Here is a 15696-nt window from a genome sequence, read left to right as displayed (position 1 = left end):
ACAAGGGGCATGGTCAAGATCGCCCGCCTTGCCGCTTGGAGTGCGCTGCTCTTTGCCGCTACCCCTGCATCCGCTGGATCGGTCAGTGGCTTGGTCGACAAACTATGGGTCCGATCTAGCGATGGGCTGCATTATGTGACGATCAAAGGTGCAGTTGGCGGTAGCCCGGCCTGCGCAACCCATCCATACTTCATGATCCGCGATGAGAAGAGCGATGCCGGCAAGTCGCAATTCGCGATGCTGATGTCCGCCTATCTCAGTGCCAAGCCGGTCACGATCGTCGGTACGGACACTTGTACGCGCTGGGGAGACGGTGAGGATATCTTGCTGGTGACCTATGGCAATTGATGCGGCACCGCGAGCCAGAATTCGAAACGGACAGAGATGAAGCCTAAAGCCAAGTCGGACGAGACGCGCTATTTCGCAGAAGGCGCCAGCTGGGCACAGGACCGGCGCGAGGCGCTTGCCGCATCGCGCCGGGTCGCCTGGATCGTCGCCGGCATTACCGCGACGATCGCGGTGTGCGAGGCGCTTGCGCTGGTCATGCTGTTGCCGCTGAAGACGGTGGTGCCGTACACGCTGCTCGTTGACCGCCAGACCGGCTTCGTCCAGGCACTCAAACCCCTGGATGCGCAGCTCGTCTCCGCCGACCACGCGCTGACCCAATCCTTCCTGGTCCAATATGTCATCGCGCATGAAGGATTCGACCGCGACACGCTGCAGGCCGATTATCGAAAAGTGGGGCTGTGGTCGACCGGCCAAGCCCGTGCCAGTTACATCGCCGCGATGCAGGCCTCCAACCCGGCCAGCCCGCTCGCCCGCTTGCCGGCGTCCGCCATCGTGGATGTCGATGTGAAGAGCGTAACCCCATTGGCCAAGGACACGGCCATGGTGCGCTACGACACCCGGCGTCGCGACGCGGGCGGTCAGGCGCAGCCGGCTCGGTCCTGGGTAGCGGCGATCCGCTACGGCTATTCGGGCGAACCGCTCAGCATGGCCGACCGCTTCGTCAATCCGCTTGGCTTCCAAGTCCGTCGCTTCCGCCGCAGTGAAGAGGTGTTGCCGACGCCGACGCCTCCGGAAGTTAGTCCGGCCCCCCCGCTCACTGTGTCGGGGCCGCGGCCGTGACCCTATGGCGGTCTGCCGCGATACTGGCGCTGGTGCTGAACGCGACCGACGCGGCCGCGCAGATGCCCTGGGGCGGTTTCAACGACGCGCATATCCAGGCGATCGAATATCGCAGCGGCCAGGTGGTGCGCGTCCGCGCCGCGCCCGGCTATCAGGTGACGATCGAGCTGGCTCCGGATGAGCGGGTCGAAAGCGTCGCATTGGGCGATGGCAGCGCCTTCCAGGTCACCGCCAACAAGGCTGGCAACCTCTTGTTCGTGAAGCCCCTGCAAGCCGATATCGCCACCAACCTGACGGTGATCACCGATGTACGCACCTATAATTTCGAGCTGACGGGGGTGGCCGAGGCAAGCGGCGATCTGCCCTACACGATCCGCTTTACCTATCCGGCGGTGACGATGCTGGGACCCCAAGGGCTGCCGGGCGGCCTGCACGCCGGCAAGATGATCGGTGAGTACAAGCTGGCCGGTGATCGGACCTTGCGCCCCGCTGCGATCAGCGACGATGGTGTGCGCACTTATATCGACTGGCCCGCCGACGGGCCGCTCCCTGCTGTCTACCTGCGCGAGCGGGACGGGCGGGAGACGCTGACCAATGGCCATATGCGCGGCAAGTTCTTCGTGATCGACGGAGTTTCGCCGCATTTGGTGTTCCGCATCGATCGCCACCGCGCCCGCGCTGACCGTCTGCCCCCCGCGGCAAAGGAATGACCATGGCGAGTGACCAGGAAAACCGCGCCACAGCGGGGCAGGATCCCCGCATCGACGAGCGCGATGTACGGCCCGTGGTGGATCGCCCACGCAGTGGCCTGTCGGGGCCGGCGATCGGCGCACTCGCCGTCGTGGCCGGGCTGGGGTTGTTCGGCGTGCTCGAGGCGCGGCGCCAGACCGTAACCGCACCGGCGGTCGGGGGAACCGTGGACGACCAGATCGGCAGCATTGCGCCGCCACCCCTCTATGTGCCTCCAGCACCTGCAGCGCCGGTCGCGACATTCCCGGCTCCGTTCACTGCCACGACGCCAACACGGACCGTGGATCGTCTGCCACCAGCGACTTCTGTCCCATCCACGATCGCGTCGCGTCAATCGTCCGAGACACCATCCGCGCCGGTATCCAGCGGATACACGCCCCCCGGGCCATCCTTCGCCAACACCCCGGCACCAGTCCGAGCAGCCCCCCGCTCGGTCAGTGGTCAGGCCCTGATCGTCGATAGTTCGACCGAGGCCAGCTCCGCTGCTCCGGAAAGCAAAGGGGATACCGAGAAGGCAGGCGACCCGAAACAGGCCCGGCTTTCCACGACCCGCGCCCGCGCGGCGATGCTCGCCAATCGTTCAACTACCGTGCCGCAGGGCACGCTGATCCCGGCGGTGCTGGAGACCGCGTTCGATTCCACCAGCCCTGGCTTTGCCCGCGCGTTGGTGCAGCGCGACATCTATGGTTTCGATGGCACCCAGGTGCTGATCCCGCGTGGCAGCCGGCTGATCGGCGAATATGGTGCCGACACCGAGCGGGGCCAGGCGCGCGCCGTGATCCTCTGGGCGCGGTTGATCCGGCCCGACGGGGTGACGATCGCGATCGGGTCGCCGGCTGCCGACACGCTCGGCCGGGGCGGGGTCAAGGCGGACGTCAATTCGCATTTTCTGGAACGGTTCAGCGGCGCGATCCTGCAATCCGCACTCGATGTCGGCGTCAACCTAGCGGCGCGGAACAGCCGCTCGCCGGTGATCGTCGCGCTGCCCTCGACCGGCAGCGCCGTGACCTCGGCGGCAACTGCGCGAACGGCGGACGTGACGCCGACACTGCGCGTGCCCGCAGGGCGAAGCGTCAGCGTCTTCGTCGCGCGTGATCTGGACTTCACCGCAGCCGGATCGACGCGGTAATGCAGAGCGGGCCGGCTGACAGCAACACAATGGGCGGCTGGCGCTATCTCGGTCATCAGCTGACCGCCCTTGGACCGTTGCTGGCTCGGGTTGATGTCACTGATATCTATATCAACCGGCCCGGCGAAATCTGGGTGGAGACGTTAGGGGGCGGGATCGAGCGGCATGAGGTGCCGGCGCTCGACGCAACGCTTCTGGAACAGCTCATTCGCCAGATCGCAGCCTGGTCGCACCAGGGCATCAACCGCGAACACCCACTCTTGTCGGCCGTTTTGCCTGATGGCTCGCGCGTCCAGGCGATCGCTCCACCGGCGACACGAGGGCCACTGGCACTGGCGATCCGCAAGCATGTGCAAAGTGCTATGTCGCTCGATGATTATGTCGCGGGCGGTGCCTTCGATGATGTCCGTACCCAGCCAATCGGCCGGCCGGCGGAAGCCACGATCCGTGCGTACCTCGCGGAGGGCAACCATGCGGGTGCCCTGCGTGCGGCGGTGCGTGCCCGGCGTAACATCCTGGTCTCAGGCGGTACTTCAACCGGAAAGACCACCTTCCTCAATGCCCTCATCGCCGAGATACCAGCCGAAGAGCGACTGATCACTATCGAGGACACACCCGAGTTGCGTATAGGCCACGCCAATGCGGTCGGCCTGCTGGCGACCCGTGGTGCCTTGGGTGAGGCGCAGGTCAGTGCCGACGATCTCGTTTCCGCTTCGCTGCGGATGCGACCCGACCGGATCATCCTGGGCGAGCTGCGCGGACCTGAGGCCTATGCGTTTCTGCGCGCGATCAACACCGGCCATCCAGGCTCCATGGCAACCGTTCATGCCGACAGCGCGGAAGGGGCGGTCGAGCAGATCGCATTGCTGATCCTCCAAGGCGGGTCGCGCCTGGGCCGCCAGGATGTGCTCGACTATGTGCGCGGCTCGATCGGGATGTTCGTCCAGCTCGCCCGCGTCGGCGGGCGACGGCACGTGACCGAACTGGTCTGCCCGTGATTGATCCCGGCCTTCCGCTCACCGAGCCCGATGGTGGCCAAGCGCTGGTCGGGGCTGCGACCTGGTGGCAAACGCTGGCCACAGGGACGGTAGCTACGGTGATCGCGACGATCGCGGTTGCGGTTATTGGGATGCTGATGCTTCAGGGGCGGCTGCCGCTGCGCCGCGGGGTGACAGTGGTTCTGGGCTGCTTTCTGCTGTTTGGCGCACGCACGATTTCCGATGGTTTGCTGAATGTCAGTCGCAGGGCGACCGGCGAAATGGTCACTGTGCAGGTACCAATCCCACCGGCACCAGTCGCCACCGCGCCGCCCCAGCCCTCAGTCTATGATCCTTATGCCGGAGCTGCCGTGCCGGTGCGATAGCGTGAGCGTCTAGTCCATGGGGGCATGGAAGTGGTATTTGATAAGCTTGTTGTGTTGAACAAAGGGGAAGATGAATGTCTGAAAATCAGCGCCTACGCGGGTCACACAAATTCTGGGAACTAGGTTTGTGCGTGGCCATCGCGGGTATGATCCTGCCTAACGCAGCTACCGCTTCATCCGCTGAAGGCTTGATCAAGCGCTTTGGCTACTCGGGTTCACGAGTATTTGTCTGGATCGATACGACGCGCAATGGTGCATCCTGCAACACGCCTGGTGCAGGCGATCGGTACGAGCTTGACCAAGGGAGTGCTGGGCAAAGCCAGATGGCAATCCTTTTAACCGCCTACTCCTCCAAGCAACGGGTGTTCGTGTCAGGGACCAACGCCTGCCCTTCGGATACCGAGACGATCGGATATGCCGAAACGCGGCCATAAACCTCGCGCGTACTGACCCACGGCGTATAGGCGCTGGCCAACCGCTGCCTTGCGCACGCCAACCTGACCAGAGCTGATCATCACGCGCGACCGCTATGCTTTAACAAGGATCGAAAACATGCCGGGAAAGACCACTGTCGCCTTCTTTGCGTCGTTGATCGCTTTGGTTTCAACGCCGGCCATGGCGTGGGACGGTGTGACCACGGGTAAAATTGGTGGCGTAGACGTAGTCACAGACGGACAGAATTACGGATACCGCATTTACATGGACGGAAAGCCTATGTGCGGAACCAGCGAAGCTTGGGCATATGTCAATCGAAGTGACAATAACTATGACGCCATGGTCTCGCTTCTAACTGCATCGTACCTGAATGGTAAAATGGTTACTGTTTATACCAACAAAAATGGCCCCTACTGTGCGATTGGTTACGCTCTGTTTCGGTGAATTCCCAACTAGGCTAATTGATTAATTTCTTTAATTGAGTAGCAAGGGGGCGCAATGCAGAGAAAAATCCTAGCTGCTGCAAGCATGTTTGTGGTGTTGATGTCCTCACCCGTCAACGCCGACGTGTATTGTGGCGGTGACGCACCTCCTGTGAAGGTCCTGACGTACGGGGACGGCCGGGTGCTGATCTTAACCGGCTGGCGCGGTGATTTTTTCCAGGTCTGCAACTTGAATGAGAGTTGGAAAGGCGTTCAGCCCACCACCTGCTTCGCGTGGATGTCGAAACTGGCAAGCGCCATCAACGCCAACAAGCGCATCGGCATTTGGTACGGTGGCCTAGAGGGAAGCGGTGCCTGCAAGACTTTGCCAACCTATGGGGCTGCACCCGCGCCGGTCTATATCGATTTAGCGTCCTGAGGAGGCATTTCCCATTTCTCATTTGCGGGCGAGAAACGGGTAGCATCTGACACTGTCTGGCAAAATAACTAAAAGGGGAAAACCATGTACCGTAAACTTATCGGAATGGCGCTGCTTGCCCAACTCGCTTTCGCGTACCCAGCGTGGGCCGGCGTAGCACGTGGAACGATCTATCAGCTAGAGGGGCATGTTAATCCCGCCTGTCGCGTTTTGATCATCAAGCGTGAGACGGACAGTGCATTAGCCTATTTCCGTATCCCGGACACGGGGACTGATAACAGCATATTAGCCGTTGCTATGATGGCCTTTTCGCAAAAGCGCAAGGTAACGCTTGTTTACTCTGACGGCGGCACCACTGGATGCGGTACTGAGCCAAGAATTGATTTTCTCAGAGTGACAGATGGTGAATAAACAATGGATCTTTTGTATAAGTTGGACACGAAGCAGCATGTTGGACAAACATTTGAACAATTGACGCAATGTAAAACGGGGTATATATAATTGCCAACGTCATACGTGGCTTTTTAGCAGCATCATTGATATTTTTTATATGCCAGTTCAAGCGTCTAGTTTTACTACCGCTGCTGTGCCTAACGAAGTGTATGTAGAGGGTAACCGCGTATTTGTAACGGGAGATTTCATTAATCCTGATGGTTGCGCAATTTCAAGCGCTGCAGTGATGACACCGAATAGTACCGATGAACTCAATCGGATGCTAAGTGTGGCCATGACCTCGCTAGCCTCTGGAAAGCGTATGGTCATGTTTTTCAACGGCTGCGCGGGTGTGCCTTGGGCTACATCCGCGCCACAAGCCCTCTAAGTTAGACTGATTAAATAAAGCGCTTGAGAGATAGATTATCCGCGATAAAAGTGGAGCATAAACATAACGGGCGGGAGGAACATAATGACCAAGCGTGCTATATGTTGCCAAAAATCCTCTAAGCGAACTTTTCAGAAAATTACATCTATAATGGCACTAGCTCTACTCGCGACTGCCGCAAATAATGTTAAAGCAAGTGTTGTAACGAGCTCTTATATAACGGGCGACATAAAAGATATAACCTCCGTACGTGGCGCGTTGATGGTTAGGATCGATGACGACCGGGTGCCAACAATATGCGCACCATCTGGGACACCGTGGATGAGGATCGATCAGGCAGACGCGGCCATGGTCAGCGTTGTTCTTAGTTACTGGATGCAGGGAAAACGACGTTTTACCCTGTACACAGACGGATGGACATCTGGCTATTGTCCCATACAACAAGCTGATCCAGAAAATTAAAATCTTGACATAATGCTTTTAATAGTTGGATTATTTCGATTTTCTGAAATGGGGGGTAAACATGACCATGACTTTTGTCAATCGTAGCTTCGCTGCTTACCTACTTGCTAGTAGCTGCATGATACCACTAAGTGTACGGGCACAGATTGGATCGGGGCCAAGTCCAATCAGCTCAGTACCAGCGACCTTTCAAAGCGTTGACTCGCAAGGTGTAGATCTGGCCTCGGGAAATCTATATTTGGATGTTCCGCTGTTAAGCATCGGCAATAGTGACGATACACTGGCGTGGAGCTACAAAGTTAGAGGTAACATTACTACCGACAATGTAGTTCCTACGCTTTCAGACAATATTGCTTCCGTGGATGCAAGCTCGGACTATGGATCGGGCCCAGCATACATTAATATAAGAGGCAGCACCATAGCTTTTACATTTGATCGCTATGTCAATGGTGCAAACAGTAGCGGCGGGGTGATTCTAAAAGCAAAATATAAAAAATTTGGTCAAGTGGTCAGGTATACCACGCCAACCGTAACTAAAACATTTAGAACGAAGTCAGGAAGTTCATCATTCACATCCAATACTAAGTACGAATACACTGATCATGAGGGTATCAAATATACATTTATATATTTTGGTAGTATGCCAAACGGCAATTTAGTGGATAACATAAGGTACCCAAATGGCAATGTCGAAAAGTATTATTACGACTACTTAAATGGCGATAACTTTGGTCACGATATAAAAAACATCGTCATTTCCGTTGAGAATAGTTATGGAATGCAATTACATAACCTTTCACCTCATGCCTATGTAAAGCGAACAGGGTATCAGGATTCCACTGTTTCGTCAGTCGCAGTGAACAAGGCCTATAGCTATTGCGATCCGCAAGTATATACTTGCAATATTTCGTCTGAATGGCCAAAAATAACTATTTATGATAGGTACACTTCTAATAATTCGCCCACGTCAATGAACGACTATTCCACCCAACTGATTGATGTATCGGATACGCTAGGCAAAAAATATACTTTTAACTATACCGGTCTTGGCGCAACCCAGCATGTCATATCGTACTCGACGCCAGCTCCCGTGGGCATATCAACAAAAAGAGTCGAATACAATACTAATCAGAATGGCGTCTATTCGACGGTAGCATCAATTCACTACTCAGATCCGAGTTCTGGTAACGATCGTGTCCATAGTTATAGCTATCTGGTATCAAGCGGGAATGTAACCACGACTGTAATAGACCCATTAGAGAGGAGCAACATAACAGCGTTAAACCTCTCAAGCGGTGTGCCATCTACAATCACAGATAAGCTTGGGCGTGTTCTTACATATTCGTATGACGGTGATGGCAATGTAAGCACCATCTTTAGTCAAGATGGTAGCACTACTCGCTATTCATATGACAATCGTGGCAATCCATTATCGATAACAAAATCGCCTAAAACTGGCTCCGACTTGCAAAGTATTACGTTATACAATGGGTTTGATACTGATTGTAGTAATCCAGTTAAATGTAACAAGCCAAACTGGTCAAAAGACGCAACTGGGAACGAAACGGATTACACCTACACAGCGGATGGTTTTCTAGAGTCAGTCACCGCCCCGGCTGCGGTTCCGGGCGGGGTGAGGCCGCAGGTCCGTTATACCTACATAACGCTGCAAGCTTATCTGATGAATGCGTCTGGTACGGTGTCAGCCTCGGGGCAGCCGATCACGCTTCTTTCTCAAATCTCGCGTTGCCGAACACAGGCGGGGGCGGCCTTGAGCGGATCTCCAGGACAAGGGCCCTTCACGCTTGTAGGTGCCGCTACCTGTGCGGGCTCCAGCGACGAGACAATTGAGTCTATCGACTATGGTCCGCAACAGGTCGGAACGCCGAACAATCTTTGGCCGGTCGGACGGACGATACGATCAGGTGATGGATCAATCGCTTCTGTCGTTATCTACTCCTACGACAAAGTCGGCAATATGGTGTCAGAAGATGGCCCCCAGCCCGGAACAGCAGATAGAATCGTTTATACTTTCGATCGCGGCAGGCAACTTACTGGCATGATCGGGCCCGATCCCGATGGTGGTGAAGCTCGCAAGAACGGAGCATTACGATACCTCTACGGCGATGATGGTCAGGTGCTTCAGACGCTGATCGGCACGGTCAACAGCTCCACGGACACAAGCTGGTCTAGCTTTACCGCAGCGCAGCAATTCCAAAACGATTACGATGCGCTTGGTCGCAAGACAACAAGCCGGCTGGTTGGTGGCGGCGCTGTGCTTGGCGTTACCCAGTACAGCTATGATGCCGTCAACAGGCTGGATTGCGTGGCTGTTCGAATGAACGCGGCTCAGTGGAACGCACTACCAACATCAGCTTGCTCCCGGCAGCTTGAGGGTGACGCTGGACCTGATCGGATCACCAAGTACAGTTATGACCGGGCAGACCGGCAGACAAAGGTTACGGCTGGCTATGGCTCCGACGTGCAGGCCGATAGCGTCGTGAAAAGCTTCACCGATGATGGCCAGATTGCTGATGTGCGCGACGCATTAGGCAATCTTACGAGCTACAGCTATGACGGATTTAACCGGCTGGCGAGTGCAACCTTTGCCAATGGGCAAATCGAAAAATTATCATATGATCAAAATGATAATGTCGTCACGCGCCTGCTGCGTGACGGCACATCCGTAGCATTCGAGCACGATCGCCTAGGCCGGATAATGAGCAAGACCCTGCCAAACGGGGAGGGAAAAACCAGCTACGATTACGACTTGCTAGGGCACCCCCTGTCGGTAACGGGAACGACGGCACTTACTTATGAATGGGATGCACTCGGCCGTATGACGCGTGCTGCACAACCGTTTGGCACAGTTGCTTTTCAGTACGATAATTCCGGAAATCGAACTCAGATGTCGTGGGCCGATGGCTTCTACGTCGACTATACCTACGATGATGCCGGCAACATGCTTTCGATCAAAGAAAAGGGCGGCGCGGCTGTCGCAACGTTTGGCTACGATGATTTTGGACGTCGAACAAGCATCCTTCGTGGTAATGGCGTCCGCACGACCTATCGATATGATGCTGCCTCTAACCTAGCTGAACTGACGACTGATTTAGCTGGATCAGCTGATGACCAGAATAAAACGTTTTTTTACAATGCCTTAGGTCAAATAACGAGCCAAAGCACAGTGCACGGCAAGGATGCATTTCACGCTTATGTGAATGTTGACAGGCACTACACCGTCAACGCGCTTAATCAGTATACCGGGGCAGGAGGCCTGACTTTCGACTATGACGGCCGTGGCAATCTCTCCCGATCAGGCTCATCAATCTACACATATTCAGCAGAAAACCTCCTGAGTAATGTGGGCGGAAACTATGGCCTGCAATATGACGGCGCCGGTCGTTTAATCCAGTATGATGGTGGCGGAAGCGACGGTAACCGATTTGTTTATGACGGAGGCCAGATTGCTGCGGAGGTCAGCCGGACATCTGGAGCTCTGCTACGTCGGTACGTCTTCGGACCTAGTGACGACGAACCGCTAGTGGAGTATGATGCTTCAGGAGCAAAAACCTATCTCGTCGCTGACGAGCGAGGCTCAATAACTGCAAGGACCGATGCCAGCGGCGTTGCTACTGCGACTAACGGCTACGACGAATTTGGCATCCCGAACGCCACAAATGAAGGCCGATTTCAGTATACGGGACAGGTATGGCTGCCTGAATATGGATTTTCCTATTACAAGGCTCGCATCTACTCTCCTTCGTTGGGCCGATTTCTGCAACCCGATCCGCTAGGCTATGCGGCCGGGCTCAATTGGTATGCCTATGGAGAAAACGACCCAATTAACAATCGCGATCCGAGTGGAATGATTCCATTCCTTCTGCTTCCGCCAAGCGCTATTTACGCGGCGCAGACCTTGACAAACTCTGCGTATTTTCAAAGCTTTGCCTTTGATGATATCGTAGTAACAGCATTTCGCAATCGCGGTTTTTCAGGTATGGGGTCATTCAACTTCAACCAATATCCTGTCGAGCCGCTTTACTATGGCTATGCCGACGGTAGCACGCAGGATAGCCAAGCCAAGTCAGTCGACACTACAGATACCTGTGGCAGGCCTATCACTCAGACTGGGCCTACGGTAAAAGCCGATCCTACGAAGAAGCTCGCCTTCATCGCCCATCTGCACGAGGGCAATCCAATCAGAAGCGCAATTGAGAGCAATCGCGCGCATTTCCCTTATCCCGGCCCAGGGGATGGCATCACCCCCGCACTGAGGCAAATTCCGAACTACACCATCAGCAAGATTGGTGTCACGGTTGTGCGGCCAGGCCTGATACCTGGCTCGATTGTCGTCGACCGGCTTACGCCTAAGGGATATGATGCTGAATCAATGCCCCGTGAAGCTTATCGAGCCTTAGCCGGGAATGCCTTGAACGCCTACAATGCTCGTCGCAATCCTACCGCAGCAAAGGTGAACCCATGCCGCTAATTAGCTCTGCTTTTTTGCCGATTCTGACAATTGCGGTGGCCACTTCCACACCCAATACTCTTTCTCCTCAAATGAAGACGGCTGTAGTTGGTTACCTTGATGTGGCGGGTACTACAGTCACTCTATATCGTACTCGAGCCGCGTTGAAGGCCAAGGATAGCAGCATGTGCATAGATGCCACGATGTACCCTTTGAAAAGCGTTGACCGTGCGGTAGCGCGTCGCGGGCACAAGGTAACCGCTATCGGCTACGTGGTGTCAAAGGCTTATTATTCTACGCAGCAGGGGGATGATATTGCTCAAGGTGTAGCACCAATTCAAGGATACTGCCGTAGCTCTGACGTTATGACGATCATAACAATTCGAGGTTGATACTTATACAAATGTCTATAAATCGACTAATGGAAATATAATCTTTGTGAGCAATATGCTATAAAAAGATATATCAGATACTATTGTCGGTATAAAAAAGGGGATAGAATATGAATATCAAGGCAAAATGCACTTGTATTAGCATGGCCATTATTTTGGTGTGTGCAGTGACTTCGCAAGCGCAAGCTCAAATTTGTGAAATCAACTTAAATGTAAGATTGGGATTGTCTAAAGACGGAAGCCTTCAGATAGATATGAAGGATGCGGGCATAATAAATGTGTGCTCCCTAAGTGTAACGTCCCAAGGAACTCCCAAAGAAGCGTGCGCAGGCTGGTATAGTGCGCTTATTACGTTGAAAATGGCTAAAGGACGCGCGCAATTTTACTTTAATCAAGGCGAGCCTGCAAATAATGGCGTTAGTCAATGCAATCAGCTAGGTAACTGGACTACTCGTGCTCCTTATTTCCTAGAAACCATTCAATAGAAAAAGTATAACTATGTTATATAGTCGAAAAATGCATGTAGGATGGTGTCAAACGTAGAGCCTATCTCATAAATATAATAACCATCTACAAGTTGACTGTCAGTTTAGGGCGGTCAAGCGACTAAAATATGCACATACGTCGTCAAAAGTCTTAAGTTTAGACGTAATTCGGTTCATCGTCAATCCAGCTTACCAAATTGGCGAAAGCAATCACGTGGTAGCAATAGTTTGCGCCAGCGAAAACGTGACGCCTAATTTACAAATTGTGTAAGTGACAAGTTTCGGTTTTGTGACCCGGGGTGTATACCAGGCCAAGCGAGTGACACTGGGGCAGTCATAGCGCCCCCGTGTCGTCGTTGCTCGGGCAGCAGCCTGAACATGGCGCACATGCTCATTTTTCCAACCAACCCACGCTATCGTCTGCGCCAAAATCACCCCAGTTCCGAGAACGAAGGTCAAAGGCGCTGACATACCGGCGTGGGCAATCTCGATGCTTAGACCGAGGGCCGTCAAACCCTGGAACGTCCTTAAAGCGGCGTTAGTCAGGTCACTGCGCGTTGTGAAGGCCTGAACCGGGGCGGGGGTGATCGTCTTCAGCAAAGCCATGTTTGTTCTCCTTGTCGATGTAGGAGAGACAGGGCCCCTACCGATGAGCTTTTGGGATGAGATTCCCAATCTGCAAAGCGAATAGCCTGAGTTGCTGGAAAAATTTGTGGGGAAGTGGAGAGAGCAAGGGAATTTTGGTTGACGCCTTGAGCCTCTCAGTGGAACATATGGGGAACGAGCAGAGTCTAGCCCTTATGCCCACCGCCCTTGATCACTCAGCGCCGACCAGCGCGCATCTGCGGACGATCGCCACACCCGGGACCGACTTCCGCATTATGCCTTTCGGCGTCGACGCGATCGACGGGCGGCTCGGGGCAGGGGGCCTTCGCGCTGGCGCGTTACACGAGGCGACGGCGCAGAGCGCCACGATGGTCGACGACGCAGCAACGACCCTTTTCCTCGCCAGCATCGCCGCGCGTGAAGCTGCTGCGGCAGGCGGACCGGTGTTGTGGGCGAGCTGTCGTGCCGACCTGTACGCGCCGGGGCTGGAGCAGATCGGCCTACCGGCCGCAGCCGTGATCCATGCCCAACCCCGAGATGACGCGGCCCTCCTGGCGGTGATCGAGGATGCGGTACGTGACGGCACACCATCTGCAATCGTCGCGGAGGCGAGCAAAGTCTCCATGGTGGCAACCCGCCGTCTGCAGCTGGTCGCGGCCGAGGCTGACATGCCCGTCCTTCTTTTGCGCCGTCGACGTGGTCTCAACGAGGATCCGCTTGCCGAACCATCTGCGGCCTGGACCCGCTGGAGGATCGGCACCGCGCCGTCTGAGCGGCTTGAGGTCGCGGGTGACCCAGACCCCTCGAGGAGATACGACCATGTGCACCTCCACCCATCGTCATTCGCTTCACTGCATCCTGCCGCCCTACATCCTGTCGCAGATCGCCGAGAATGGCTCGCCCGAGCTGCGGGCGATGGCGGTCCGCAGCCTGCTGGTCGATCCGACGATGCGGATCGTCCGCGCCAGCACTGCCGGGCCGGTCACGGGCGCAATCGCACGGCGTCGCGCCGCGGCGGGCAATATCCTGACGCCAAGCCCGCTCCGGACGATCCGTGATGCGGGCGGCGAACCCGAGGCACCGGGGGCGACCGTCGTGCGTCGCGAGGGCGACGCGCCCACCGGCGATGTCGCGGTCGATGAGGCCTATGATGGGCTCGGCGCGACGTTCGCGCTGTTCTGGGAAGCGTATCAGCGCAACTCGATCGACGATGCTGGCATGCCGCTCGACGCCACGGTCCACTACGACCAGGACTATGACAACGCCTTCTGGGACGGCACCCAGATGGTGTTCGGGGACGGCGACGGTGAGCTATTCAACCGCTTCACCATCTCGCTCGACGTGATCGGTCACGAGCTGACCCACGGCGTCACCGAGAAGGAGGCGGGCCTTGCCTATTTCAACCAATCTGGGGCCCTGAACGAGAGCATTTCCGACGTCTTCGGCAGCCTCGTGAAGCAGCACCTGTTGGGGCAGACTGCCGACCAGGCCGACTGGCTGATTGGCACCGAACTGCTGACCGCCAAGGTCAACGGCGTCGCCTTGCGCTCGATGAAGGCGCCGGGCACCGCCTATGACGATCCAGTGCTCGGAAAGGATCCGCAGCCGGGCCACATGGACGACTTCGTCCGCACCAATCAGGACAATGGCGGCGTCCATATCAACTCCGGCATCCCCAACCGAGCCTTCTATCTGGCCGCAACCGCGATCGGCGGAAAGGCATGGGACCAGGCCGGGCAAATCTGGTACAATGCGCTGCTGGACCCCAATACCAGGGCCAACACGGACTTCGCCGGCTTCGCCCGCGTCACCATCGACGTCGCGGCGCGTTTGTACGGCTCGGACAGTGCCGAGGCGACCGCCGTCACCGAGGCCTGGAGCGCAGTTGGAGTGATCTGATGCAAACGGGCAAGACCTGCGACGAGACGATGACGGGCGAGGCCCGCGTGCGGATCGAGGGTGGGCTTGCCCATTTTCCCGGATTGGCGAAGGAGCAGACGGTCTCGTTTGACGATCTCGCCACCCCGGAGCGTCAGGAGATCGCCACCCTTGCCGATCAGGCGGACTTCTTCAGCTGCACGCCCGCGAACGACAGTGCGAGGCCGGATGCGCGCACCTATACGGTGGGCCTGACGATCGCCGGCCGTAGCCGCGAGCTTCGCGTCGCCGAGCCGATCCGCGATCCTGCGCTGGCCAAGCTTGTCTCGGTTGTCCGCCGCCTGAGCAAACAGCACGCGGGCCAACGCTGAACGAGCCGGCGATCCACACGACTGGATCAGTCGATGTCGTGGATCGGTTGGATGAACCACTGCCAGAGCGTCGTCACGATAGAGACGAGCGCTACGATCCCGAAACACCAGGCGACCTCGTTGATACCCAGCCACAGCGCGATGCCGGTAGCCAACGCAAGACAGACGATCATGCTGAGGGACGCAGGCAGCGAAAAGGGGATCGCGTCCTTGCGGCGCTTCGCTCTCAGGCCAGCGCGGGTCCATAGGTCCAAGGGCAATGCAACGCGCGGGTCAGACGATCCATTCCACTTGCCGTCTAGTCGCGGATCCATTCACTACTCCTAGCGCCTATGCCTGAAATGCCATCGGCATACCGTAATTCTACGCCATTACCCAATCGATCTTAGCCGGCTTAGTCTTAGTAGTTAACGCTAGTTCGATAAGAAATGTTATGTTAAATTGTAAACCGGTTCTTGGATATCTGATGTGGTGCTTCGATAAGGCGGTTGAGCTGACCTACTTCAAGTCGAGGCATCGACGCTTCGTTCAGCCCTGTCGCATAA

At 56.3% G+C, this 15696-nt stretch carries 17 protein-coding genes; 15 read left to right on the top strand and 2 right to left on the bottom strand.

Features of this window, described 5'->3' with window-relative positions; genetic code table 11:
• Positions 1-9: 9 nt before the first annotated feature.
• The 13 genes from BRX43_RS17610 to BRX43_RS17550 all read left to right on the top strand — a co-directional run bounded on the left by BRX43_RS17610 (position 10) and on the right by BRX43_RS17550 (position 12296).
• The gene (locus BRX43_RS17610) at positions 10-348 is read left to right on the top strand and encodes a hypothetical protein (RefSeq protein ID WP_164523661.1); all 339 of its coding nucleotides are present in this window, start codon (positions 10-12) and stop codon (positions 346-348) included.
• A 36-nt stretch (positions 349-384) separates the two neighbouring features.
• Positions 385-1128: a VirB8/TrbF family protein gene (locus BRX43_RS17605; protein ID WP_125996393.1), complete on the top strand. Its 744-nt coding sequence runs from the start codon at positions 385-387 to the stop codon at positions 1126-1128.
• 32 nt (positions 1129-1160) lie between these two features.
• The gene (locus BRX43_RS17600) at positions 1161-1838 is read left to right on the top strand and encodes a TrbG/VirB9 family P-type conjugative transfer protein (RefSeq protein ID WP_206433264.1); all 678 of its coding nucleotides are present in this window, start codon (positions 1161-1163) and stop codon (positions 1836-1838) included.
• 2 nt (positions 1839-1840) lie between these two features.
• A complete protein-coding gene (locus BRX43_RS21060; RefSeq protein ID WP_241215046.1) occupies positions 1841-3007 on the top strand; it encodes a TrbI/VirB10 family protein in 1167 nt (388 codons plus the stop codon).
• Positions 3007-4005, top strand: a complete 999-nt coding sequence (virB11, locus tag BRX43_RS17590; protein ID WP_241215045.1) for a P-type DNA transfer ATPase VirB11 — start codon at positions 3007-3009, stop codon at positions 4003-4005. The genes BRX43_RS21060 and virB11 overlap by 1 nt, the downstream gene beginning before the upstream one ends.
• Complete coding sequence (locus tag BRX43_RS17585) at positions 4002-4370, top strand: TrbC/VirB2 family protein (protein WP_241215044.1); 369 nt, start codon at positions 4002-4004, stop codon at positions 4368-4370. The genes virB11 and BRX43_RS17585 overlap by 4 nt, the downstream gene beginning before the upstream one ends.
• Positions 4371-4444: 74 nt before the next feature.
• Positions 4445-4804, top strand: coding sequence for a hypothetical protein (locus tag BRX43_RS17580; RefSeq protein ID WP_125996390.1), 360 nt, complete (start codon positions 4445-4447; stop codon positions 4802-4804).
• A 118-nt stretch (positions 4805-4922) separates the two neighbouring features.
• Positions 4923-5249, top strand: coding sequence for a hypothetical protein (locus tag BRX43_RS17575; protein ID WP_125996389.1), 327 nt, complete (start codon positions 4923-4925; stop codon positions 5247-5249).
• Positions 5250-5303: 54 nt separating this feature from the next.
• On the top strand, positions 5304-5666 hold the full coding sequence (locus BRX43_RS17570) for a hypothetical protein (RefSeq protein ID WP_125996388.1): 363 nt from the start codon (positions 5304-5306) through the stop codon (positions 5664-5666).
• Positions 5667-5750: 84 nt separating this feature from the next.
• A complete protein-coding gene (locus BRX43_RS17565; protein WP_125996387.1) occupies positions 5751-6077 on the top strand; it encodes a hypothetical protein in 327 nt (108 codons plus the stop codon).
• Between the two features lie 1109 nt (positions 6078-7186).
• Positions 7187-11440 (top strand): RHS repeat-associated core domain-containing protein, encoded by a 4254-nt coding sequence (locus BRX43_RS17560; protein WP_206433263.1) that lies wholly within the window; start codon positions 7187-7189, stop codon positions 11438-11440.
• Entirely contained in the window at positions 11431-11811 is a 381-nt protein-coding gene (locus BRX43_RS20610) for a hypothetical protein (protein WP_125996385.1), read from the top strand. Before BRX43_RS17560 ends, BRX43_RS20610 begins: the two co-directional genes overlap by 10 nt.
• 110 nt (positions 11812-11921) lie before the next feature.
• Positions 11922-12296 carry a hypothetical protein gene (locus BRX43_RS17550; protein ID WP_125996384.1) on the top strand — a complete coding sequence of 125 codons (375 nt, stop codon included), beginning with the start codon at positions 11922-11924 and terminating at the stop codon, positions 12294-12296.
• 210 nt (positions 12297-12506) lie between these two features.
• Here the strand turns inward: BRX43_RS17550 and BRX43_RS17545 are convergent, their stop codons facing one another.
• The gene (locus BRX43_RS17545) at positions 12507-12902 is read right to left on the bottom strand and encodes a hypothetical protein (protein WP_125996383.1); all 396 of its coding nucleotides are present in this window, start codon (positions 12900-12902) and stop codon (positions 12507-12509) included.
• Positions 12903-13721: 819 nt separating this feature from the next.
• On the opposite strand from BRX43_RS17545, the gene BRX43_RS17535 reads away from it, so the two are divergent.
• Positions 13722-14801, top strand: a complete 1080-nt coding sequence (locus BRX43_RS17535) for a M4 family metallopeptidase (protein WP_125996382.1) — start codon at positions 13722-13724, stop codon at positions 14799-14801.
• Positions 14801-15151 (top strand): protealysin inhibitor emfourin, encoded by a 351-nt coding sequence (locus tag BRX43_RS17530; protein WP_125996381.1) that lies wholly within the window; start codon positions 14801-14803, stop codon positions 15149-15151. Before BRX43_RS17535 ends, BRX43_RS17530 begins: the two co-directional genes overlap by 1 nt.
• Positions 15152-15177: 26 nt before the next feature.
• Here BRX43_RS17530 and BRX43_RS17525 read toward each other — a convergent pair whose 3' ends face one another.
• Positions 15178-15465, bottom strand: coding sequence for a hypothetical protein (locus tag BRX43_RS17525; RefSeq protein WP_125996380.1), 288 nt, complete (start codon positions 15463-15465; stop codon positions 15178-15180).
• Positions 15466-15696 lie beyond the last annotated feature (231 nt).

The organism is Sphingomonas sp. S-NIH.Pt15_0812, from assembly GCF_003951315.1.
Classification (GTDB): Bacteria; Pseudomonadota; Alphaproteobacteria; order Sphingomonadales; family Sphingomonadaceae; genus Sphingomonas.
Note: the sequence above shows the minus strand (reverse complement) of the source record. Positions and strands in the feature narration are given on the sequence as shown.

Excerpts from the sequence above, each read along its gene's own strand:
- BRX43_RS21060 (WP_241215046.1), top strand. The coding sequence starts at position 1,841 with ATGGCGAGTGACCAGGAAAACCGCGCCACAGCGGGGCAGGATCCCCGC.
- BRX43_RS17535 (WP_125996382.1), top strand. The coding sequence starts at position 13,722 with ATGTGCACCTCCACCCATCGTCATTCGCTTCACTGCATCCTGCCGCCC.
- BRX43_RS17565 (WP_125996387.1), top strand. The coding sequence starts at position 5,751 with ATGTACCGTAAACTTATCGGAATGGCGCTGCTTGCCCAACTCGCTTTC.
- BRX43_RS17580 (WP_125996390.1), top strand. The coding sequence starts at position 4,445 with ATGTCTGAAAATCAGCGCCTACGCGGGTCACACAAATTCTGGGAACTA.
- virB11 (WP_241215045.1), top strand. The coding sequence starts at position 3,007 with ATGCAGAGCGGGCCGGCTGACAGCAACACAATGGGCGGCTGGCGCTAT.
- BRX43_RS17605 (WP_125996393.1), top strand. The coding sequence starts at position 385 with ATGAAGCCTAAAGCCAAGTCGGACGAGACGCGCTATTTCGCAGAAGGC.
- BRX43_RS17610 (WP_164523661.1), top strand. The coding sequence starts at position 10 with ATGGTCAAGATCGCCCGCCTTGCCGCTTGGAGTGCGCTGCTCTTTGCC.
- BRX43_RS17530 (WP_125996381.1), top strand. The coding sequence starts at position 14,801 with ATGCAAACGGGCAAGACCTGCGACGAGACGATGACGGGCGAGGCCCGC.
- BRX43_RS17525 (WP_125996380.1), bottom strand. The coding sequence starts at position 15,465 with ATGGATCCGCGACTAGACGGCAAGTGGAATGGATCGTCTGACCCGCGC.
- BRX43_RS17575 (WP_125996389.1), top strand. The coding sequence starts at position 4,923 with ATGCCGGGAAAGACCACTGTCGCCTTCTTTGCGTCGTTGATCGCTTTG.
- BRX43_RS17545 (WP_125996383.1), bottom strand. The coding sequence starts at position 12,902 with ATGGCTTTGCTGAAGACGATCACCCCCGCCCCGGTTCAGGCCTTCACA.
- BRX43_RS20610 (WP_125996385.1), top strand. The coding sequence starts at position 11,431 with ATGCCGCTAATTAGCTCTGCTTTTTTGCCGATTCTGACAATTGCGGTG.
- BRX43_RS17570 (WP_125996388.1), top strand. The coding sequence starts at position 5,304 with ATGCAGAGAAAAATCCTAGCTGCTGCAAGCATGTTTGTGGTGTTGATG.
- BRX43_RS17550 (WP_125996384.1), top strand. The coding sequence starts at position 11,922 with ATGAATATCAAGGCAAAATGCACTTGTATTAGCATGGCCATTATTTTG.